Raw genomic sequence first — 21074 nt, forward strand, 5'->3', positions numbered from 1 at the left:
ATGAAATCCTCTGTTTGGATTTCATACGCTTTTTATTTCGCATTCGTTTGTATCATAATGAGACACATATCATCTGATTGCGCTTTCTTTTGTTCTTCCTTATAAAACCCTTCTATCTCGCCTTCTAAATCTCCCCATTTTCTTTCTGTAAAAGTACGTAATTTCTCTTCAGACTCAAATTCATCATTTGCAATTGCTTCAAGAACACCATCTGTAAACAATAATATTTGAGCGTTCTTCTCAAAAGGTATAACTGTCTTTTTAACTTTTATTTCATCAAAAAATCCTACGGCACAACTCCCGCGATCTAGTTCAACTACATTTGTTTCATCAACTAAAACATATCCAGAAGGATGCCCTGCATTTACATATTCAACTGTTCTATCTTCTGTATTAACAACTAAGTATATCGCCGTAAAATAATAAGGAATATTATCATTTTCATTATGTAAAAGGGTCATATATTTATTTAATTCTTTAATAACGAGTTCTGGATCAATTAAACATTTAATTGTTTCACGTAATACAGACGAAATAAACATACAAACTAATGAAGCAGATACACCATGTCCCATCACATCTAATAATATAATACCGTAGCGATTTTCATCGATTTTATACCAATAATACATATCTCCAGCTAGTTTAAATGAAGGTAAGTAACTTGCTTCAATTTTTATATGATCTTCTCTTAATGGGCTACTTAATAAGTTTCTTTGTACTTGCGTAGCTAAATCTAGTTCATTCCGAAGATTTTCTTCTTGTTCTTTATGCCAATTTAATTCTGATTTCAAGCGTAACGCTACACGCATACGTGCTAATAATTCAACTTTATTTATAGGTTTCGTAATATAATCCATTGCCCCCATATCAAGAGCTTCGGCCAATTTATTTGCATCCTCTAAAGCTGTAACAAAAATAATAGGAATATCTTTAAACTTCTCCTCTTTTTGTAATCGCCTACAAACTTCAAGTCCATCAATTTCAGGCATCATAATATCTAATAGTATTAAATCAATTTCATTATACCTGGAAGAATCTTCTCCAAATTGAATGTATTCGAAAAGCTCTTGTGCAGAATTCAGCGATACAAGATCCTGATATCCGGCTTGTTTTAAAATTTTTTCAATTACAAAGATGTTAACCGGATTATCATCGACAATTAAAATGGACACAAGTTATTTCCCCTTTTCTTATTTAAAATGTAAATCTATTATCATTTTCTATTTTTCTAGTATTGCATACTCAGTTACAAAATGAAAATTTCCTACTCTAACATAATTTTTATACAGCAAAAGAACAAACCCCCAGAAATGAGAGTTTGTTCTTTCATTCTATAAATTTCCACTATTAATTTAATACCATTGCTTTATCATTTAAAAGACGATCTAATTCTTCCATATGATTTGTTTCATCGGCAATCATATCTTCTAGTTTTACAACTAACTCTGTCATATTTAATTTCGCTGCCTGTTCTTTTCGCTTTTCATAACGCTTAATTGTTTCATATTCTGACTTCCTAGCTTCTTCTAACATTTCTCTAACGTCTTCTACTTGTTTCACTCGTAAAGGGATCGTAGTAGGTGTACCACCTAGCGTCTTAATTTTCTCCGCTAAATATAGGGCATGTCCTTGTTCATCACTAATTTCAGATTCAAAGAAAGGCTTTAACACTTGTCTATATATACCAGAAACTGTAGCTGCACTATGGTTATACATAATAATTGCTGCGTATTCTCCTGCTAAATCTTCATTCAATCCTTCGATTAGTTCTTTCACATCGTGTGACATTTTCATATCTCCTCCTATACTTAATAAGTACCCCTTTTCTCATGTTTTAAACATCATTATTTTAAATTTTTTATGTATCTAAAAATGCGGCTTGCTTCAATTTACTTATCGCTTGTCTTTTAATACGAGAAACGTGCATTTGTGAAATACCTAACCGTTCCCCTGTATCTTTTTGATTTAAATTTTCTCCAAATATATAATGAATAACACTCTTTTCCGTGTCATTTAATACGTTAAAAATATCCTTTAAAACGAGACGCCTTTCTGTCTCTTCATATCCTTGCTCTACTTCACCTACAGATTCAATTCTCGCTACCGAACTTCCATCAGATGAATTTTCAACTACATCATCTAAGGAAGATACTCGATAATTATTTTTAGCATCCATAATCTCTAGAACTTCCTCTTCCGATAGTCCTAAATGATTTGCAATTTCTATTATCTTCGGTGAACGTTGCAGATGATCTGTTAACTCCTCTATCGCAAGTTTAATTTTTCCGCCTAAATCTTTAATCCGCCTTGGAACGTGAATGCCCCAAGTTTTATCACGTAAATACTTCTTTATTTCGCCTACTATTGTAGGTATTGCAAAAGGCTCAAAGGCATTCCCTATCGAATAATCATACCTTCTTATTGCGCCTAAGAGCCCTAACATGCCTACTTGTATAATATCCTCATGCATCGGTCCGCCTTTTGAATAGCGATATGCAATGGAATAGACAAGATTTTTATAATGCTCAACTAACCTTTCCTGCGCTTCATCACATTGGTTTTGTTGGAAGTCTGCAATTAGTTTAATAACGTCTTCTTTAGTAAGATTCGTAGGTTGAGATTGGATTTCCATCATTCTCCACCTGCTCTCTTTGTATATATTTTGTCATTAAAACTGTCATGCCCTCATCATGCATGATTTGTATATCATCCATTAACGTATTAATTAAATATAAACCTAAACCATTTTCCGGCAAATGTTCTACTGGTTTACTAATATCATACGGACCAACTTTCCTTTTTAAGTTATTAAAATCAAAGCTAACCCCATTATCCGCAACCATAATTTCTAATCGATTTTCATATAGTCCAAAGACAATTGCAATTTCTCCAACGTCTTCTTTATATGCATGTTGTACAATATTTGTACATGCTTCACTAATAGCAATTTTCATATCTTCTATATCGTCATAAGCAAAGCCCATTCGATTCGCAACACCAGCCATTGTTAAACGAATAATAGCCACATATTCTGCCTTTGCAGGAATTTTCATTTCTATCTTTTCAAATCTCTCCATCATCCCTAGTCACCTTCTTTCTACTTTTTCAAAATCAGAATTCAAATTTAATATTTCCGTTAATCCTGTAATATCGAATAATCTTTTTAATCTTTTAGATACACCGATAAACTCTAGTTTCCCATCATTTTTCTTAACCGCTTTTAATAGCGCTATAAAAACACCTAAACCGGTGCTATCCATATAATCTACGTTATGAAAATCTACTACAATATGAACCTCTTTTTCGCTTGTAATAGGCATAATCTTATTTTTTAAATCTGATGCCGTATATGCATCAATTTCACCATTAAGTTGTACCGTATAACCTACATCATTTTGCAAAATATTTATTGCCAAATTCATCATTTCCGCCCCCTTATCTCGAACTACTACTATGTTAATTACCCATAAAAATTAGTTTTAAACATATTTTTTTATTTTTATTATAAATAAAGTGAAACTTTAATCAGTGGGGGTTTTCTTCATCCCCCACTGATTATTAGTTGAACCAATCGGACTTTTATGGGCAGTTGATCCCCCACCTAATTTCTTTGCTCTGCTAAATTTTGAGGTGGGGGTCTTACTGCCCGTTAAAGCGGGATAAATTTTCTACACCTTTCTCAGCTTAACACGTAAAAAATACTACCAAATGTTTAAACCTTATAAATTTGTGTATATATAATCTATAAACATTATTTTTAGGGGGATCTATCTATGGAAGAGCACAGCTTTAAAAAGGGAGATTTTGTTCAATTTTCTTATCGACACGATCATGCTACAAAATTAGTTGGTTCCATTATTAATATACTAACGAATACAATTGTAGTGGATATAGGTAATAACGAGGACTTATCTCATATAGAACCAAGGCAGGTCGTAAGAATAAATAATTGTAAAAAAGTAACGATGGTTTAATACATAATAGAAATTGTAATTTCAATGAGCGGGGGCCTTCATCCCCCGCTTATTCCTATGTAGATTACATTAAAAAAGCATCCAAATTAGTTTAATTGGATGCTTTTTTATGTATATTTATCACTCTATTAACCTTATAGCTATATATAAAAAACTTAAGATTACTATTCATGATCATACTTACGCTTTCCGCAGCATTCTAGAGAAAAATGTTACGATTAAAATAAAGACGATTGCACCTAATAACGCTGGAAGAACAAAGATGCCTCCCCATTCAGGACCCCAATGACCAAATAATGCACTACCTACCCAAGATCCGATTAATCCGGCAATTACATTACCAACTATACCTAAAGGAAAGTCTTTTCCCGTAATCATTCCAGCTAACGCACCAATAAGTCCACCTACAATACACGTAATAATAAGTCCCACAATTAACCCTCCTATATTCGTTTTATATTGTATTTATCAAGCTTTGGTATGTAACCAAAGCTTGATAAACATGTATTATTCTTTATTATCCAACCCATCACTTATCTTTTGTTTCACTTTTCCGACTTTTTCTTTTATCGTTCCCTTCGTCTTGTCCCACTTCCCTTCATTTTTCAACTTTCTATCTTCTGTAACCTCACCAATTCCTTCTTTTACTTGTCCCTTTGCCTTTTCCACTTTACCAGTAATTTGTTCTTTTAGTCCGCTCTCACTCATATTTCCCATCTCCTTTTCGTAATAGATTTATAGATTTACAGGATACAAATTTAAATAGAATACATGCATCTTCTTTCGTGTAACCATTCACCGACTCTTTCTAAATCTTTAACGAATAACAAGATCTTCCCTTCATCTAGCTTTTCTTCGTAGAAGTTTGCTTCTTCCTCATTAAGCCCTAACTCCTGCATCTTATTTCTTAACTGATCTCCCGTTTTTTGAAAGACATTAATAATGCTTGTCCCAAGTCCTTCCTCTTTTATTCCAATCGTGTTCACGTCTGCATTATCTGCGATTCTATCTGTCCTCTCTTTCTCATGTGTTAACACGTAAATATCTTTTTGTTCTATTCCTTTCTTCACTAGATCATTCGCCGCATTCATGACCTCTTTCTCCGTAATAAATTCATATACAAAAGGTTTACTATACTTCGTTTCCATCTTTAACTTCCTCCTTTAAAATGAATTATTTGTTATATTATATGTAGTACACCTATTTTCGAAATGTTAAACATAAAATATGAAAAAAATTATGTGAATTTTAATTTTAATAGAAAATGAACAACATCATTTACCACTTTAAAACATCTTCCCCTTACAATAACTACCTAAATTGACAGAAAATTATTATAATTAATCTTAAGGAGGGATACTATGAAAAAAATCATATCTATATGCGCACTAACCGCTCTATCTTTCACTTTAATAGGTTGTACAAGTACCTCGGCTACAGATAAAGCTTCACAAGTTAAGCAAGAACATGCACAATATACCTTTCAATTAAACTCCGCAAATATTTCAGACATTGAAATACTGAAAACAACAAATCATACTACTTCCAAATCTCAAACAGATAACGAAGAAATGATACAATCTATCGTTTCAGCAGTTCAAAATGGAACACCTACAACAATTACTTTAGATCAAAAAAAGAGAGAATCTGCACATTCTACTATTACCGTTACATATAAAGATGACTCCAAAGAAGAGTTTCTTGTTTGGGTTGATAATAAGGAACAAATTACAATTGCTAAAGATGAGAAGAAAGATAAGGTAGAAGGTGTGATAGTAAATATTAAAGATGCTAAAATGATGAAGGATTTCTTTTAAAATTCTAGTTAACGTTAAAAAAAGAGTAGGATTATGAAGTGACCCCTAAAAGTTAGACACGGTTATTTCATTAGGCAGCTTGATAAAAGTGAGTCCGGTATTGTACCGGGCTCATTTTTAATTTTGCCTTAATCCGTTTCGTATTATAATAATCTATATATTTTTTTAATTCTATTTTAAAGTGCTCTACATTTTCAAATTCTTTTATGTATAGGAACTCTGACTTCATAATCCCAAAGAAATTTTCTATTACTGCGTTGTCGTAACAGTTGCCTTTTCGAGACATACTCTGGACGATAGCTCTTGATTCAAGTGTCCGGACGTACTGTCTCATTTGATAATGCCATCCTTGATCCGAATGCATTAGTAGCTGGTGATTTTCAGGTAAGCGTTCTAATGCTTTCTAACATCTCTGAAACAAGTGAATACGTCGGTCTAGAACCAATTGTATAGGTAATAATTTCACCATTATACAAGTCTAATACAGGTGATACATACAGTTTCTCTCCAAACAATTTAAACTCTGTGATGTCCGTTACCCATTTTTGATTCGGGGCATCTGTATAAAAATTACGCTCTAAAATATTAGGTGCAATTTTACCGACTTTCCCTTTATAGGATTTATATTTCCTCATACGCACAACACACTTTAATCCAAGCTCTTTCATAATGCGCTGAACCTTCTTGTGATTCACTTTCTGATCACGATTCGTTAACTCATCACGAATGCGACGGTAGCCATAACGACCTTCATTTTCCTCATAAATTGCTTTAATTTCAGCTTTCAAATCGGCATCTTGATCCGGACGATTCATTTTCTTTACTAAATCATAATACGTACTCCGTGGAATACCAGCTAGCTCCACGAGTGCCTTCACTGAATATTTATGCCTTAATTCATAGACTACTTGTGCCTTGTCTTGTTTCGTGATTTTTCCTTGTTTTGAACTAAGGCATTCAACTTTTTTAAGTACTCATTTTCCATTTCAAGCTGTTGAATACGTGCTTCAAGTGCTTCGACTGACCCTTCAGCTAAAGCTTGTTTTACTTGTTTATTTGAATCTTTTTTCATGGATGGACGCCCCTTTTTCTTAGATTGAAGGGCATCAATTCCTTGTGTTTCGAGCTGTTTTTTCCAAACAGAAATCGTTGAAGGGGCAGGAATGTTAAAGATAGCTGCCGTCTCAAATAAGGACATACCGTTTTCAATCATAAAGTTTAGTACGTCTAGTTTAAATTGTTGTGTGTAATTTGTACATCGTTTTAGAAAAGCTTCCATACCATTCTGTTTATATTGGTTTACCCAATTCAAAATAATTGTGTCACTTATACCAATCGATTTACCCATTTCTCGATAACTTTCATTTCCATTCAAATAACGTAGAACGATTTGTACTTTTTCATCAGCTGTAAATTTAGCCATAGAAAAACTGCACCTCCAATTGTTAGACTGTGTCTAACAATTGGGGTGCAGTTCATTACACCCTACTCTTTTGTTTAATCATGCTCAATAAATAGACCTTTATAAAATCTATTTAAGGTCTAATTTTGCTAAATCATGTTGTAAAACATTATTTCCTTCTTGTGGGTTAAATACGATTGCACTAAGACCAAAAACATTTGTAACAACATCTCTATCTTTCGGACGAATGATTCTTACTTCATAAGCAAAGAGTGCTGGAGGAAGAGCTGCTGAACGAAAAGTAACATATCGATTAGGTGGCAATGTTTGTGTTGAAGGGTCTATTAATGGTAACAATACCGGAGAACCCGATGACCAATCAAACATTTCAACTGTTACTCTACGAGTATCATCTGGATCAACATTCATAGCTTCAACAGTAAGAAATAACGTAGCGGAATGTCTACGTAATACACCCGTTGATAAAGTTTCATTATGATGTTCAAAGCATTTTTTTGGAGGGTGACCATAGCCATAACTCATACCAATTCCCCCCTTTCATTTACAATTAAGGACAAGTATTCCTTATAATATATAATGCTATTATTCTTTTATTGAAAGGTATAAAAGCGGATTTCTATCTATATTATTAGATATTTTATTTTTCATTTATTCGCTTTTAAAGAATGATATAGACTCTCCTATTTTGCCTTTGAATTCCTTCTAAGAATAAAGTGCAACTTTATTCTGCCCTCATCAATCGAGGTCTTACTCCCCGACAAATAGCGGGATAAATCTATTTTGAAAAGGACCCGCTCCATTCATTCGTAAAAGCATAAAGTAAATGGAATCCGTTAAAACACATGAGTGACCCCTTGGTTTTCCCTTCCTATTAAAAGGAGGAACTGTTATGGGCTTTGGTGGTAGTTGTGGTGGCTGTGGCTTCGCTGGAGGATTTGCTTTATTAGTTGTATTGTTCATTTTATTAATCATCGTTGGAGCTGCTTGCTTCTGCTAAAAACTATCGAAAGGACACTCACGTGAGTGTCCTTTCTTCATGAAAAAGCCCCATGCAATGTGCAGAGGCCATGCTTATCAACTTAAGAATTCAGAATTACCCCAAAACGAGAAAATGAGCTTTTTTATTATAAGTTAGCACAAAATTTCGTTCTGGAGGTACGATAAAATTTTAGCTTGATGACAATGGGACTGAACCCCTAATACTTTATTTTAATAATGACTCTTTTCATGAAACAAAACTCAGTTATCAGTCTAAACCATTTTTTAGATCTAACAATAGCAAGTGTGCTTCTTTACCTTTCAGATAGTCTCTATTATTCTAATTTCTTCATTTCCTTCAGCCGTTCTATATCCTTTTCTGAAGCATTTTGTATTTTATACAGTTCATAGCTACCCTTTATCTCATCTATCACTACAAATTCAACTTCATTCCGAACATAGCTTTTGGTTTTCCCCTTTTTATAACCAATAACATTATCTAATATAGTTTTTCCACTATCTTTTTTATATAAATTATAGCTAACAGGTGGACGGCCAATTACATACTTATTATCAGAAAATCCGACTATATCATCCCTCCCTAATCCTGTCGAAACACTCAAGACAAAAATAATCTGAAATATAGAATAAACAACAATACTGCATAAGAAAAAAAATAAGATTGATTTAAAAAATAACTTTAAAAGTATCTTGCCCAAAAAACATTCCCTCCCATTTCATCTCGGGATAGCAAGAACAAAACGTGAATTTTGTGCGCTAAGGAACCGAAATTTTTAGATTGTTGAACTCAATCCCCCATTAGTTCCATAAGAAAAAGAGTTACCGCAGTAACCCTATTTTTTATAATACACGTCATTGGGAGAAGCAATAGATGAATAAATTCAATCTATGAAATTTCCCACAATCTTTTAACCTCCACCAATTCCTGTCCATTGAATTCCATCCTATATATATCTGGTTTTGATGTCTGTAGTAAAAAATTCAAGTCATACTTACTGTCATAATACCCCATCATCAAAGTCATTATAGCTCCATGAGTGCCTAAGACTACTTTCTGTCCTCGATAGGTGTTTAATAATTCTTTTAAGACTTTTATAGCACGTTTCTGACAGTCGACATTAGACTCTCCCCCCATTAAAGCAAAGTCGTGGGCTAAGAATGACTTTTTTATCAAAGGGAATAATTCTTTATCCGAAATTCGTTCCTCTTCAGCAATAAAAATCCTCTCTTTTAAGTCCTCAAATACTAAAACTTCTTGTCCTATTTGCTTTGCTAACTGCTGAACAGTTAGAATTGAACGATTGTATGGACTTGAGATAACAACGTCGATTCCCTCACCTTGTAATGCATCCGTTATTCGTTGAACATCTAATTTTCCTTTTTCAGTTAATCCTCTTGTTTTTTCTTTTCCAAACTTTGGTGAATCCCCGTGTCTCACCATATATATGAAAGTTTTCATAATTACCTCCATTTTTTCAGTTTTCTGTATAATCACCAACTTATATTAGCATATATATCCAATACAGTCTCCCAAAAAATAACAGAAAACTACAAATTCGAAACAGACCATTATCGTAATGTAAAACAGGAGCGATTAGAGTGCCAACTATATAGAAATATAATCACTATTTACCTATGTTCCTCTACAATGTTTAAAATGCGCCAAGTTCTAAAAAAAACTAATTGAATATAAAGCGATAGGTATGATACAAGATCATCCATTTCTCTTATATCAAGTCATACAAAAAGGACTCCTAGAGATTACAAATCTGCTGATTCGCTTGTTATACCTTCTACAGAACAACGGGCGGAAATCTCATCGATATGAGAAGAAGACTGTCTTAGATATCATGGGTGTTATCTATGAAAATAGTGGATTGAGAAAGCAAAAGAAAGCTGCATAAGTAAAAAAATGAAACTCGCTAGGGTCTATTTCGTATGCTTATTTTTAATGAAAACACATATTTTAAGAATTTCTTCGTTTATGTAAATGCAAGTTTATTTTATTTTTAAGCTTAATTTGATGGTTATGTGCGCAGAGATTCAATTGTAACTAATACTTTAATGATGTAGTATTACATTCGCCCCCAAAATGAACTTCGATACTATAAAAAATATAAAGTGTTCATTTAGGTACGGACTTAAAATCTTAGCTGGATAGCAATAACAGGAGATCCTATTCCAGACAAACTAATAAACATCTCAATAATTGCTATTGCAGCAAAGTAAAACAAACTGGACAACCTAGATTTCAAACTGTAAGATTAGATGTTAGTGAAATCGGGCAGCAAAGCATATATAGAAAATAGGTGTTAATGTTGAAAATCAATAAAAAATTTGAACCATTAATTTTTAATATCTTTATGATTTTAGGCATATCTAGCATTATCTCTTTCGTCATGGTTTCAATGAATGTTGGATATACAGCTTTATTTCTCAAATCATGGATAAAAACATGGGGAATTGCTTTCATACTTGCATTTTTAGCTTCTAAATTATTACCCTTTGTAGTTAAAAAGATAATGAAAATCTTCACTTTTGTTGAGAATGATGCTTAAGAATAAAGTGATGTACTGCGTAGGTTCATTCCAATTAAAAGAGTTTATTATCACAAAAACTTAACCTAGTAAAATGTTTCAAATCGAAGGAAGACACCTTAAAGGTTGTCTTTTCTTTATAAGTAAAAAAAGCCCGCCTATTTCCGTAGGCGGGCTTTACCTTTATTACACAATATGAAAGTATACTCTCTTTTTCACTGAAATTTTATGTAATTATACATATTCATGAAAATAGCAGAATTAAAATATGCCAAAATAAAAAATGAGCTAAATCCCCTAAATAGCTATATAGAGATGAAGTTGTTATGACAACATATTTTCCACTTTCAACTTAGTTATCATTAGAATGTTTTTCTAAAAAATCAAGGATCCTAGCATTAACTTCGTTAGAGAACTCACCATTGATTGCGTGAGATGCATTTTTCCAATTAACTATATCAATATCTTTAACGTATTTTTTTCCAGTTTCAACTGCTTTTACCGAATTGTGCATTGTACTTTTTTCAGCTATAAGTGCAAGCACTGGAATATCAATATTTTTTAAGTCTTCTTTACTAAATAAATCAGGCGCTGGCGTTTTCAGTTTATAGTTACGCATATCCGACTCGATTAACTTAGCGATAGGCTCATCGTCACTTGCTTCTGCTCCTCCAGAAACATAGCTTAACATCTTTTCTCTTAAAAACTTAGGGACAATAGGAACAGAAGCTGGAATAGATGCCAGAATCATTTTTATGGATATTTGCGCAAATACAAAGACTGGATCTAATAAACTAGCCGTAGCAATATGCTCAGGATTATATCTGGCTAAGTTCATTGTTGTCCACCCTCCAATGGAGACACCTACGATATGCACTCTTTCTAAACCTAATCCTTCAATTACTTCATTTAACCATTCTGCTTGTTGTTTTTGATTTTCAATCACCTTCGTTTGCACACTCATCCCAGGTTCACCTAGTAAATCTATCGTATAAACAGGCCTTTTTTCTCTTAGACCTTCTAAATTAGGTACCCACATTGGAGTAGATGCACCACGTCCAGGGAGTAAGAGTATTGGTTCCTTATGTTTGTTTTCCTCTTTAGTAAAATAATAAGCACGAATTGTGCCATATTTCGTTTTTATATTTTTCGTATCGTTAGGTTTTGGAAGGAGTGCCATTGATTCATCGTAGGCAATTTGAAAGTCTTCCTTTCCTTTTTCAGATGTAAAGTGACCAACCTTATTATCATGTCTCTTCATTTGAATGCCTCCTTTCTACAAATATATGGATGAACTTTATCTATATATTCATGGTAATTATCCATTGAATTTTTATCTTCTTTAAGGCAAGACTCTCATTTAGAAAAAAGAAAATCGTACGTTTAGATACAATTTGGCAACAAACTAACTGTTTTTTGTACATTAATAGACAACTACTGCAAGAATTATAGTTTTTATGTTTTCATTTATCTTTTTAATCAGATGAATGCTTTTTTAGTACATAATAAAGTGAAACTTTAATCAGTGGGGGGTTCATCGACCACTGATTATTAGCTCACACCAATCGGGCTTTTACGGTCAGCCCGCCCCCCACCTAACTTCTTTGCTTCCGCTGAATTTTGAGGTGGGGGTCTTACTACCCGTTAATGCGAGATAAAAAATATAAAAAAATATCCAGAAAAACTGTCACAAAATCCGTTTTTCTGGTTTCTCTATAATACAGGTATCAAATTGAAAGTGAGGTTTAAACGAACATGTTAACCATAGAAAATGAAGAAAGTCATGCTTCTAATATGACCTTTGAAGATTTATTTAAGCAGTACTATGCTTATGCTGTGAAACAGATTATATGGATTGTTAAAGATCAATCTATCGCTGAAGAGTTAGCACAAGAAGTATTTTTACAATTATATCGTAGCGATTGGAAAGGAATTAAAAATATACCTGGATGGTTGATTAAATCTTCTACTTATGTAGCTTATAACCATTTTCGATTTGAAAAAAGGCAGCAAGCGAAGATTGATAAGGAAATACAATACCATGAAGTACAAAATGTATCATCATTAGACGATGATTGGATAAGAAAAGAAGAAATTACAAAGGTCCAAACGACACTAAATAAAATCAATGATCGAGAACGAACCCTTTTACTAATGAAATTCTCTGGTTTTCAATATAAAGAAATTTCAGAAGTACTTCAAATTGAAATATCTTCTATAGGAACATTATTAGTCCGAGCCAAAATGAAATTCCGCAAGATTTATAAACAAATAGAGGAGGCATAACAAATGAAATGTTATGATATCGGGTTTATTCAAACATATATTGATGGAGAACTTTCTCATGATATAAGAAAGGAATTTACAAAGCACCTAGATACATGTGAAGCATGCCAAGATTTATTAGTAGAAATTAGTAAATTAAATCAATGGGAAAACGTAATGCTAGATGAAGAATCTGCAAATTCACCACAAGAAATCAAAATTGATATAGAACAAGCATGGAAAACATTTGAAAGTCGTTCCAAGTTAGACAACGTTTCTAATATAAATTACAAAAAACAACAAAAGAAAGGCATCTTTACAAACATGAGTAAAAAATCAAAATGTTTCATTTATACAGCAGTAGCTGCAGCTGCACTTTTCACAACAGCAATGATTCCACAAGTACAAGTGGCGGCTACAAATGTCGCTTCATATTTTTCTGATGCAATTACAAATGATAAAGTTGTAAATGAAGGAATAAAAGATGAAAATGGTATCACACAAGATATGATGAAGAATGGTAAATATATTCCTATTGATGAAAAAATTACAGATCAAGGTATTACTGTACATCTCAAAGAATTATTTATCGCAGATTCACGTATATCAGTTCATTATAGAATGGAAAAAGCTGACGGAAGTTTAGTACCATTTGAATTTGATACATCAGGATTAGATCTCCAAAGTGATGGTATAATTAATGGACAACAAGAGGAAAACCCTGAGATTAAACATGATGGGAGACTATCATTTATCCATGATGCAGATGATCGTCTTCCTTTTGAACTTGTGGCAGCAGGTCAAAAGTTAGATAAAATAGGCATCCGTGATAATGATAGACCCGAAGGTGTTGCTACATTTGTTATAACTAATGAAGAAAAAGACATTTTTAAACAGCCTCTTACTTTAGACGTAAATATAACTAGAATTGGAAAAGTAAATGGATCTTGGAAAGCTCAAATTCCAATTGATACTTCACATTTGAAAAATAATACGAATTAACATGAAAAAAAGAATAGAACAATATGTATCTAATTCTCAGTTTATATGTTTTCTTGTTTTCGTTACATTTATTTCGTATATAGTTTTACTCTATCTTTTATTTATAATTTAAGACCATTATAAGAAAAAGCCCTCTAAAAAAGTAGGAAAATAAATAACCGGTTTCTTAACGTATAAGGAATCGGTTATTTTGTATTTAAAATGCGTCTAAACGTACAAATTTCTTTTTATAAAAAAGAATAGACACCCTAAGGTGCCTTCCTCCGACTTGAACCATCTTAATTTTAATAATATGTATTGGACTCCCGTCCAACTATTATTTTACCACGTTAAGTTGTTTTGTTTATTGAGAAATACAATGTTTTATTTATGCTAATCTTCTGTATTAGTTCATTTTGTAGTCCGTGCAGCGGTTAACAAGAAAATAATAGCATTGATGACACCTAAAAGTCCCTGCTTAATCCACATAGATAATGCAGCATTTGTGCCAATGGCTAGAAAAATAAGCATTACTGTGTATCTATTGAATCTCAGTATAGACAACCTCCCGATGGGACTATATTTAAGGAAATTTCATTATTTTTTTGTTCCGTAAAACATTGTACTTCCTAGTGAAGAGAAATTCAGTTTTACTTCTATAACTCGCCCTGTTTCCACTCTTTATTATGGATATCTAATCCTTCTTGACCAAAGAAATGGAGAATAAATTCTTTTTCATCACTATCAATTTTTTTAGCTAGTTTAGATCCCTCCATACTTTGCTTTTTTGCTGAACTTAAATAATGAATTTCTTCAAAGTCTTTAACTACAGATTCGAACTCTCCATCATACCATTTGTTCAGAATAGATTCATATTTTGGTCTTTCATCATTATTAATAACATTTAAGTTGTTTTTTAAGTATTGAATGTTTTCTTTCGTCATTTGAAATCGCCCTACATCACGGGTACCGGAAACATGAAGATTATTCCCATTGAATGTGAGTTTTTGTAAAGACATATGTATCATCATATCATTTATAGTTTGCTCGTTTTGGATTTCACCAATCGACTGTGCCGCTTTAGAGAGCTCTTCTTCACTTACTACATAACTATCTTTTTGCTGCTTTTGAATGGTTTGAACTTTCGGTTTTTCCTGAACCTTTTCTTCTTGTTTAGGTTTTGATTCAGTTGTAGTCTTCTCATTTGAGCTACAAGCAGCCATTCCCATAAGCAATGTACCGCATGTTAAAGCCATTAGTAACTTTCGGTTCATTTTTTTCCGCCTATCTGCATTAGTTATTTTAAACAGTTTTTTAATGTAAGATTTCTCATCTCATAGTAGCAAAGAATGTATCTATATATTGTCATGTTTTGTCGAAGAATAATAAAAAAGCAACCTAGATCCCATAGGATCTAGGTTGCTTTTAATACGTAAACGTAATCGTCACTAAAGAATACCCTTCTTTCGCATTGTAAGGCTCCGCTTTATAAGAAACTCGATTTGCCCCTTGCGGATAATCGATTTCACCAATTGCCTTTTTCACATCTTGCAGTGCACCATTCATTGATTGCTTGTATAGCACTTCAATTTTCTCTGGTTTTGCACTATAGCGTTGCTGCATTTTATTTTTTAATTCGGTATAGTTATTTGCGATATATTCATTTCCTAAATAGTTTAACTTTGTATCTTTTAATATTTGTTGATATGCAGGCGTTTTCGTACTACCTGCCGCAATTTTGTTTGTCAGTGTACTATAATAATTCGTTGTAGCTTGCGGGTAGTCTCCGCGGTTCCACTCATGATTTCTTGCGATTTGTTCATCTGATAAATTGAAATACGAATACGTTACGCGGCCCTGCTCATCTGGAACCGGATCATCAAATGTTGTATCAAGATGATACCATTTGTTTTCGATTTTCACTAAATTCCAAGCATGAGGTTGTCCGTCCCCAGTTCCTGTCACGAAATGATTTTCAATTCCTGCTTCTTTTAATAATTGATACGTTAATAGTGCGTAACCTTGGCAAACCGCAGAACGATTTACAAGTGCTTCATATGCTGTGTAAGCTTTATAAGACGTATCATAAGAAACATGTTTTACTACGTAATCATGAATCGCCTTCACTTTTTCGTGATCATCCATTCCAACTTGAGTAATAGAAGAAACGATTGCTTTCGCTTGTTTCATGACATATTCCGTCTGTTCTTTCGTTTCACGATATGTAATCTTAAGCGTAAATGTATAATTTCCAGGTGATCCAGAAAGTCCATATGAAACATTCGATCTATTATTATTTGTATACTCATTTTTACTTGCAACTTCTTTATATGCGTTAAAAAGTGTATTCATCACTTCGTTTGTATTATTGTTTTTCGTTTTATATGGAAGTGTAATATTTGTCTCGTATGTATTAATACGCTTTTGTACTTCCTCTTTAAACGCTGTTAATAATGCAGCATCTCCTGTATCTTTCACATCGGCATTTTTATATTTTAAAGTTTTATATAAAAACTGCGCATACTGTTCACGTGTTACTGTGCCATACGGTTCAAAATTCCCGTTCCCTGTGCCATCTGCGATTCCATTTGACTGCACTGCACTAATTGCGTTTTCTGCCCAAAATGGATTTGGAACATCCTTAAAGGTATGTTTTTGTTTTGCCGCAAGATGGAAAGCATTTGTAAGAATTTGTGCCATTTCCGCACGACTCACAGAAGCTTTCGGTCTAAATTGGCCATTTTCATCACCTTTAAAAACTCCTAAATTCGTTAAAGTTAATACCTCTTCTGGAAACATTGTAGAACTTTGATTAATATCACCGTAAGGATTTTTAAACGTAGACCCATCCTTTAATACGTAACGAGTTCCATCATTACTAAACGAACCGCCTTGTTTATTCGGTACTAACACTCGATAAATTAAAGCCGCAACTTGCTCCCTTGTCGCAACATCTCCAAAACCAAATATCCCATTCCCATAACCGGAAATAATATTTTTACTCGCTAAATCTTTAATCGCAGGATATGACCAATGTGATGTCGGCACATCAGAAAAAACACCCACTTCAGCAGCCTTCACACCACTGCCATTTGTATATAACAACGCACCACCAATCAGTGATAATGATGTAATTGATTTTAATAGTTTTGTATACATAATGTCTTCTCCCAATACGTTCTCTATTTTTGTTGGTTTATGTCGAAAAATCTAAAAATATGACAAAATATATTATACAATTAAAAGTTTTTGAGGGATATATTGAATTTTAAAATATGCAAAAATTCATATTAATATATTTTTCCGTATTAATATTATGTTGTTTCGATTGTGAATATATATAAGTAGTCAAGTCAACACAAATAATAAAAAGACAGCTATCCATAGATAGCTGTCTTTTTATTGAATCCAATTTAATTATTTTGAAAATCTAGCATACCCCAAGAAGTGCTTTTGAGTGTATGAACTATTTATCTTACTTTTAATTACACCTGTTGTTTCGTCAGCAGCATGAATATATTCACCATTCCCTAAATATATTCCTAAATGAGAAGGACCCGCTTTATATGTATTCTGTAAGAATACTAAATCTCCTGGTTGAGGATCACTTATTTTTGTAACCATTCCCCAGTATCCTGCAACACTTGTTCTCACAATGTTATATCCATTATTTTTAAATACGTAATAAATAAAGCCACTACAATCAAATCCATTTGGTCCTGTCCCAGCTTCAACATACGGCTTTCCAAGTTGTTTTAAAGCTAAATCAATTACTCCAGAAGAACCAGAATCTGTTTGGTTTAGGTTCATCCACTTGTCGCCTTCCCATGTTTTAATCTTCAACCATCCACTAGTTGTCCCATCTATTACTCTAAAATTCTGCGGACTATATAATGCTCCAGCGTTTGCTTTGCCTGAACTAAATGAAGGCTCGTTATACGCATAGAATGCTTTTTCTATGAACCTTTCTTCTCCATCTAGATTCAGCCATTTCTCGCCTTCCCATGTTTTAACCTTTAACCATCCATTAGGTGTCCCATCCACAACTCTAAAATTCTGCGGATTATATAATGCTCCAGCGTTTGCTTTTCCTGCATTAAATGAAGCTTCGTTATACGCATAGAATGCTTTGTTTATGAATCTTTCTTCTCCATCTGGATTGATCCACTTATAACCTTCATAAGTACTTACCTTCATCCAGCCATTTTCTTTTTTTTCTACTACTCCCCAATTTTGTGGGTTAAATGGTGCTCCATAATTTGCTTTCTGTGCATTAAATGAAGGCTCATTATATGCATAAATCGTTTTGTTGACGGTAATTTGTTCAGCCGCAGGATTCATCCATTTTTCGCCTTCCCACGTCTTAAATTTAAGCCAACCATCTGTTGTTCCATCTACTATTCTAAATGTTTGTCGCCCGTACTTCGCTCCAGCATTCGCAACCTTTGATGAGAAAGAAGGTTCATCATATGCATAGAAATCTCCCATGACACGTTCTTCCCCATTCAAGTTAATCCAAACTGGACCTTCCCATGTTTCAATCTTCCACCAGCCAGTATCTCTTTTTTCCATGACTCCTACATTTTGAGCACCATACTCTGATCCGCCATTTGTTTTAGCTGAATTAAAAGATGGTTCTTTATACCCATAGAATGATTGATTCACGTATTCTGAACTATTAGCAGCGTGAGTTACCATACTGAATGTCGAGATAGATAGAATAAAAAACAATAAGATTCCTATACTTTTCTTAAACATAAAAATATCCTCCCTTTTATTTTGTCTAATATATAATTTTCGAAGCAAAGAATAGATATATCCTATTTCATTATTTTAATTCTCACTTTTTTACGTCCCCATTCACGTGCTTGCTTTTCTGTAGGAAACAGAACATCAATTTTATTGCCTTTAATAGCCCCACCTGTATCTCCAGCAATTGCATCACCGTATCCTTCAACCCAAACTTTCGTTCCTAGTTTAATAACTTTAGGATCAACTGCAATTAACTTGATGTTAGGATTTTTTCCTATGTCTATTCCAGACGCCGTAATCCTTTCATTTGGTGGACTACCTTCTACACTATATGCAGTAGCTTCCACGTAGAATTCTACGCCTGTATCTTCCGCATTTAAATTCATCCACTTGTCGCCTTCCCATGTTTTAATCTTCAACCACCCACTAGTTGTCCCATCTACAACTCTAAAATTCTGCGGACTATATAATGCTCCAGCGTTTGCTTTGCCTGAGCTAAATGAAGGCTCGTTATACGCATAGAATGATTTGTTTATGAATCTTTCTTCTCCATCTAGATTCAGCCATTTCTCGCCTTCCCATGTTTTAACCTTTAACCATCCATTAGGTGTCCCATCCACAACTCTAAAATTCTGCGGATTATATAATGCTCCAGCGTTTGCTTTAGCTGCATTAAATGAAGCTTCGTTATACGCATAGAATGATTTGTTTATGAACCTTTCTTCTCCATCTGGATTGATCCACTTATAACCTTCATAAGTACTTACTTTCATCCAGCCATTTTCTTTTTTTTCTACTACTCCCCAATTTTGCGGGTTAAATGGTGCTTCATAATTTGCTTTCTGTGCATTAAATGAAGGTTCATTATACGCATAGATTGTTTTGTTGACAGTAATTTGTTCAGCCGTAGGATTCATCCACTTGTCGCCTTCCCACGTCTTAAATTTTAGCCAACCATCTGTTGTTCCATCTACTATTCTAAATGTTTGTCGCCCGTACTTCGCTCCAGCATTCGCAACCTTTGATGAGAAAGAAGGTTCATCATATGCATAGAAATCTCCCATGACACGTTCTTCCCCATTTAAGTTAATCCAAACTGGACCTTCCCATGTTTCAATCTTCCACCAACCATTATCTCTTTTTTCCACGACTCCTACATTTTGAGCACCATACTCTGATCCGCCATTTGTTTTAACTGAATTAAAAGATGGCTCCTTATACCCATAGAATGATTGATTCACATATTCTGAACTACTAGCAGCGTGAGTTACTATACTAAATGTAGAAATAGATAAAATGAAAATTAATAGCAATGATACGCCTTTTTTAAACATATAAACTTTTCACCTCTTCCTTTTTTTAACAGTATATTACCATAAGTACATTAACATAAATTTCTTTATTTATCTATAATTTACCATATTAATTGGTAAACAATTTAGATTATTATATTTCTTTTAAACCCTCTCTATTCAAGGCATAATTGGGTTCAATGTAATATGAAATACAAGATATGCAATATTGCATATCTTGTATTTTTATATTAAATTATTAATCTATTCCTTTCTTATACAAAAGTATCTAATTTTTGCTAGTTTCTCTTCTTTTAAAATAACTATTTAGAGATAGTTTTATTAAATTTTTCACTACTAGCCACAAAAATATCTTATAATCTTCATATAATAAATTAATGTATTAGGAGTGGATAAAATGCCAGTTACACTCGAACTTATTCTTTTTATTCTTATAGCAATTAGTGCTGTTGGCTATTTAATAAAAGAATTTCAAAAAACTAGGAAACGAACACTTGGAATTTCACTAGAATTTTTAGTTCTTTTCTGGTCAATATGGAGAATATCAACTATCATAATCTAATTTATAAAACATAAATTCCTTCGAATGAAGTGAAACTCTAATCAGCGGGAGTTTTATGGGATAAATTTACCAGTATTTTCACCACAACATTCATGTTAAAATCCTTTGTGAGTACGACATAACTCGACCTTATGAAGCTCCGCAGCTTTTATCGCGGAGCTTTTTTTATTAAAATTAACGCTTTTGTTCACTTTTTTGATACATTTACGAAACATTCATATGTTACGTTATATAAGTCCTTTTTTAAATCTTATTCATTCTAGCAAAAAGTCCTAGTCCCCCTAGGGCTTTTTTGCATTCAAACAATGAGTTGTATTTTTTCTCAATAATCGAAACTACTTAACATAGTAAAATAATAATCGGACTGGCATTCAATACCATATTACAATGGATCAAATCGCAAAAAGGCACCTTAGGGTGTCTTTTTTATAGAGAATCAGTTTAAAAA

Annotated in this window: 22 protein-coding genes and 2 pseudogenes; 7 read left to right on the forward strand and 17 right to left on the reverse strand. The window is 33.2% G+C overall.

Translation table 11 applies throughout. The features are described 5' to 3' along the window. Window positions 1–32: 32 nt before the first annotated feature. From IQ781_RS10525 to rsbV, 5 genes are all read right to left on the reverse strand, one after another. Window positions 33–1175 (reverse strand): fused response regulator/phosphatase, encoded by a 1143-nt coding sequence (locus tag IQ781_RS10525; protein ID WP_000025533.1) that lies wholly within the window; start codon window positions 1173–1175, stop codon window positions 33–35. Window positions 1176–1350: 175 nt separating this feature from the next. Further along, window positions 1351–1791: a ferritin-like domain-containing protein gene (locus tag IQ781_RS10530; RefSeq protein ID WP_000017743.1), complete on the reverse strand. Its 441-nt coding sequence runs from the start codon at window positions 1789–1791 to the stop codon at window positions 1351–1353. 70 nt (window positions 1792–1861) lie between these two features. Beyond that, window positions 1862–2638, reverse strand: coding sequence for an RNA polymerase sigma factor SigB (gene sigB / locus IQ781_RS10535; RefSeq protein WP_002183358.1), 777 nt, complete (start codon window positions 2636–2638; stop codon window positions 1862–1864). Further along, entirely contained in the window at window positions 2601–3083 is a 483-nt protein-coding gene (gene rsbW, locus IQ781_RS10540; RefSeq protein WP_000970576.1) for an anti-sigma B factor RsbW, read from the reverse strand. Before rsbW ends, sigB begins: the two co-directional genes overlap by 38 nt. 6 nt (window positions 3084–3089) lie before the next feature. Next, window positions 3090–3428: an anti sigma b factor antagonist RsbV gene (gene rsbV, locus IQ781_RS10545; RefSeq protein WP_002040740.1), complete on the reverse strand. Its 339-nt coding sequence runs from the start codon at window positions 3426–3428 to the stop codon at window positions 3090–3092. 348 nt (window positions 3429–3776) lie between these two features. Here rsbV and IQ781_RS10550 point away from each other — a divergent pair, with 348 nt between their 5' ends. Then, window positions 3777–3977 carry a hypothetical protein gene (locus IQ781_RS10550; protein WP_000391018.1) on the forward strand — a complete coding sequence of 67 codons (201 nt, stop codon included), beginning with the start codon at window positions 3777–3779 and terminating at the stop codon, window positions 3975–3977. Between the two features lie 180 nt (window positions 3978–4157). Here IQ781_RS10550 and IQ781_RS10555 read toward each other — a convergent pair whose 3' ends face one another. The 3 genes from IQ781_RS10555 to IQ781_RS10565 all read right to left on the reverse strand — a co-directional run bounded on the left by IQ781_RS10555 (window position 4158) and on the right by IQ781_RS10565 (window position 5125). Then, entirely contained in the window at window positions 4158–4409 is a 252-nt protein-coding gene (locus IQ781_RS10555; protein ID WP_000522903.1) for a GlsB/YeaQ/YmgE family stress response membrane protein, read from the reverse strand. Between the two features lie 75 nt (window positions 4410–4484). Further along, complete coding sequence (locus IQ781_RS10560; protein WP_000004257.1) at window positions 4485–4685, reverse strand: CsbD family protein; 201 nt, start codon at window positions 4683–4685, stop codon at window positions 4485–4487. 50 nt (window positions 4686–4735) lie between these two features. Further along, the gene (locus IQ781_RS10565) at window positions 4736–5125 is read right to left on the reverse strand and encodes a YflT domain-containing protein (protein WP_016125605.1); all 390 of its coding nucleotides are present in this window, start codon (window positions 5123–5125) and stop codon (window positions 4736–4738) included. A 213-nt stretch (window positions 5126–5338) separates the two neighbouring features. On the opposite strand from IQ781_RS10565, the gene IQ781_RS10570 reads away from it, so the two are divergent. Further along, window positions 5339–5794, forward strand: coding sequence for a hypothetical protein (locus IQ781_RS10570; protein ID WP_000720856.1), 456 nt, complete (start codon window positions 5339–5341; stop codon window positions 5792–5794). 70 nt (window positions 5795–5864) lie between these two features. Here the strand turns inward: IQ781_RS10570 and IQ781_RS10575 are convergent. Together IQ781_RS10575 and IQ781_RS10580 are read right to left on the reverse strand one after the other, a co-directional pair. Next, window positions 5865–7217 (reverse strand): annotated as a pseudogene (locus IQ781_RS10575) (IS3-like element ISBce19 family transposase). A gap of 108 nt (window positions 7218–7325) precedes the next feature. Beyond that, window positions 7326–7739, reverse strand: coding sequence for a hypothetical protein (locus IQ781_RS10580; RefSeq protein ID WP_000120217.1), 414 nt, complete (start codon window positions 7737–7739; stop codon window positions 7326–7328). 367 nt (window positions 7740–8106) lie between these two features. Here IQ781_RS10580 and IQ781_RS10585 point away from each other — a divergent pair, with 367 nt between their 5' ends. Further along, complete coding sequence (locus IQ781_RS10585) at window positions 8107–8214, forward strand: YjcZ family sporulation protein (RefSeq protein ID WP_000505670.1); 108 nt, start codon at window positions 8107–8109, stop codon at window positions 8212–8214. A gap of 316 nt (window positions 8215–8530) precedes the next feature. Here IQ781_RS10585 and IQ781_RS10590 read toward each other — a convergent pair whose 3' ends face one another. Then, the gene (locus tag IQ781_RS10590) at window positions 8531–8914 is read right to left on the reverse strand and encodes a hypothetical protein (RefSeq protein ID WP_016125603.1); all 384 of its coding nucleotides are present in this window, start codon (window positions 8912–8914) and stop codon (window positions 8531–8533) included. A gap of 188 nt (window positions 8915–9102) precedes the next feature. Continuing rightward, entirely contained in the window at window positions 9103–9675 is a 573-nt protein-coding gene (locus IQ781_RS10595; RefSeq protein WP_139846953.1) for a histidine phosphatase family protein, read from the reverse strand. Window positions 9676–9771: 96 nt separating this feature from the next. Between IQ781_RS10595 and IQ781_RS10600 the strand changes: the two are divergent. Together IQ781_RS10600 and IQ781_RS10605 are read left to right on the forward strand one after the other, a co-directional pair. Next, window positions 9772–10120: pseudogene (locus IQ781_RS10600) on the forward strand (IS4 family transposase); the annotation flags it as partial. Window positions 10121–10534: 414 nt separating this feature from the next. After that, window positions 10535–10774 carry a DUF2798 domain-containing protein gene (locus tag IQ781_RS10605; protein WP_000700223.1) on the forward strand — a complete coding sequence of 80 codons (240 nt, stop codon included), beginning with the start codon at window positions 10535–10537 and terminating at the stop codon, window positions 10772–10774. Between the two features lie 331 nt (window positions 10775–11105). Here the strand turns inward: IQ781_RS10605 and IQ781_RS10610 are convergent, their stop codons facing one another. Then, window positions 11106–12014, reverse strand: coding sequence for an alpha/beta fold hydrolase (locus IQ781_RS10610; protein WP_063220320.1), 909 nt, complete (start codon window positions 12012–12014; stop codon window positions 11106–11108). 494 nt (window positions 12015–12508) lie between these two features. On the opposite strand from IQ781_RS10610, the gene IQ781_RS10615 reads away from it, so the two are divergent. Together IQ781_RS10615 and IQ781_RS10620 are read left to right on the forward strand one after the other, a co-directional pair. After that, a complete protein-coding gene (locus tag IQ781_RS10615) occupies window positions 12509–13039 on the forward strand; it encodes an RNA polymerase sigma factor SigX (RefSeq protein ID WP_063220321.1) in 531 nt (176 codons plus the stop codon). Between the two features lie 3 nt (window positions 13040–13042). Next, complete coding sequence (locus IQ781_RS10620) at window positions 13043–14020, forward strand: DUF4179 domain-containing protein (protein WP_063220322.1); 978 nt, start codon at window positions 13043–13045, stop codon at window positions 14018–14020. Window positions 14021–14655: 635 nt separating this feature from the next. On the opposite strand, the gene IQ781_RS10625 is transcribed toward IQ781_RS10620, so the two are convergent. From IQ781_RS10625 to IQ781_RS10640, 4 genes are all read right to left on the reverse strand, one after another. Beyond that, on the reverse strand, window positions 14656–15273 hold the full coding sequence (locus tag IQ781_RS10625; RefSeq protein WP_139846952.1) for a DUF6241 domain-containing protein: 618 nt from the start codon (window positions 15271–15273) through the stop codon (window positions 14656–14658). Between the two features lie 151 nt (window positions 15274–15424). After that, the gene (locus IQ781_RS10630) at window positions 15425–17158 is read right to left on the reverse strand and encodes an S-layer homology domain-containing protein (RefSeq protein ID WP_000288216.1); all 1734 of its coding nucleotides are present in this window, start codon (window positions 17156–17158) and stop codon (window positions 15425–15427) included. Between the two features lie 258 nt (window positions 17159–17416). Then, the gene (locus IQ781_RS10635) at window positions 17417–18757 is read right to left on the reverse strand and encodes a C40 family peptidase (protein ID WP_139846951.1); all 1341 of its coding nucleotides are present in this window, start codon (window positions 18755–18757) and stop codon (window positions 17417–17419) included. Between the two features lie 62 nt (window positions 18758–18819). After that, window positions 18820–20085 carry a 3D domain-containing protein gene (locus tag IQ781_RS10640; RefSeq protein ID WP_087635097.1) on the reverse strand — a complete coding sequence of 422 codons (1266 nt, stop codon included), beginning with the start codon at window positions 20083–20085 and terminating at the stop codon, window positions 18820–18822. Window positions 20086–21074: the final 989 nt, after the last annotated feature.

The organism is Bacillus sp. N447-1 (genome assembly GCF_022701035.1).
Lineage (GTDB): Bacteria > Bacillota > Bacilli > Bacillales > Bacillaceae_G > Bacillus_A > Bacillus_A cereus.

Excerpts from the sequence above, each read along its gene's own strand:
- IQ781_RS10530 (WP_000017743.1), bottom strand. The coding sequence starts at position 1,791 with ATGTCACACGATGTGAAAGAACTAATCGAAGGATTGAATGAAGATTTA.
- sigB (WP_002183358.1), bottom strand. The coding sequence starts at position 2,638 with ATGATGGAAATCCAATCTCAACCTACGAATCTTACTAAAGAAGACGTT.
- rsbW (WP_000970576.1), bottom strand. The coding sequence starts at position 3,083 with ATGATGGAGAGATTTGAAAAGATAGAAATGAAAATTCCTGCAAAGGCA.
- rsbV (WP_002040740.1), bottom strand. The coding sequence starts at position 3,428 with ATGATGAATTTGGCAATAAATATTTTGCAAAATGATGTAGGTTATACG.
- IQ781_RS10550 (WP_000391018.1), top strand. The coding sequence starts at position 3,777 with ATGGAAGAGCACAGCTTTAAAAAGGGAGATTTTGTTCAATTTTCTTAT.
- IQ781_RS10560 (WP_000004257.1), bottom strand. The coding sequence starts at position 4,685 with ATGAGTGAGAGCGGACTAAAAGAACAAATTACTGGTAAAGTGGAAAAG.
- IQ781_RS10565 (WP_016125605.1), bottom strand. The coding sequence starts at position 5,125 with ATGGAAACGAAGTATAGTAAACCTTTTGTATATGAATTTATTACGGAG.
- IQ781_RS10570 (WP_000720856.1), top strand. The coding sequence starts at position 5,339 with ATGAAAAAAATCATATCTATATGCGCACTAACCGCTCTATCTTTCACT.
- IQ781_RS10580 (WP_000120217.1), bottom strand. The coding sequence starts at position 7,739 with ATGAGTTATGGCTATGGTCACCCTCCAAAAAAATGCTTTGAACATCAT.
- IQ781_RS10585 (WP_000505670.1), top strand. The coding sequence starts at position 8,107 with ATGGGCTTTGGTGGTAGTTGTGGTGGCTGTGGCTTCGCTGGAGGATTT.
- IQ781_RS10595 (WP_139846953.1), bottom strand. The coding sequence starts at position 9,675 with ATGAAAACTTTCATATATATGGTGAGACACGGGGATTCACCAAAGTTT.
- IQ781_RS10610 (WP_063220320.1), bottom strand. The coding sequence starts at position 12,014 with ATGAAGAGACATGATAATAAGGTTGGTCACTTTACATCTGAAAAAGGA.
- IQ781_RS10615 (WP_063220321.1), top strand. The coding sequence starts at position 12,509 with ATGTTAACCATAGAAAATGAAGAAAGTCATGCTTCTAATATGACCTTT.
- IQ781_RS10620 (WP_063220322.1), top strand. The coding sequence starts at position 13,043 with ATGAAATGTTATGATATCGGGTTTATTCAAACATATATTGATGGAGAA.
- IQ781_RS10625 (WP_139846952.1), bottom strand. The coding sequence starts at position 15,273 with ATGAACCGAAAGTTACTAATGGCTTTAACATGCGGTACATTGCTTATG.
- IQ781_RS10630 (WP_000288216.1), bottom strand. The coding sequence starts at position 17,158 with ATGTATACAAAACTATTAAAATCAATTACATCATTATCACTGATTGGT.
- IQ781_RS10635 (WP_139846951.1), bottom strand. The coding sequence starts at position 18,757 with ATGTTTAAGAAAAGTATAGGAATCTTATTGTTTTTTATTCTATCTATC.
- IQ781_RS10640 (WP_087635097.1), bottom strand. The coding sequence starts at position 20,085 with ATGTTTAAAAAAGGCGTATCATTGCTATTAATTTTCATTTTATCTATT.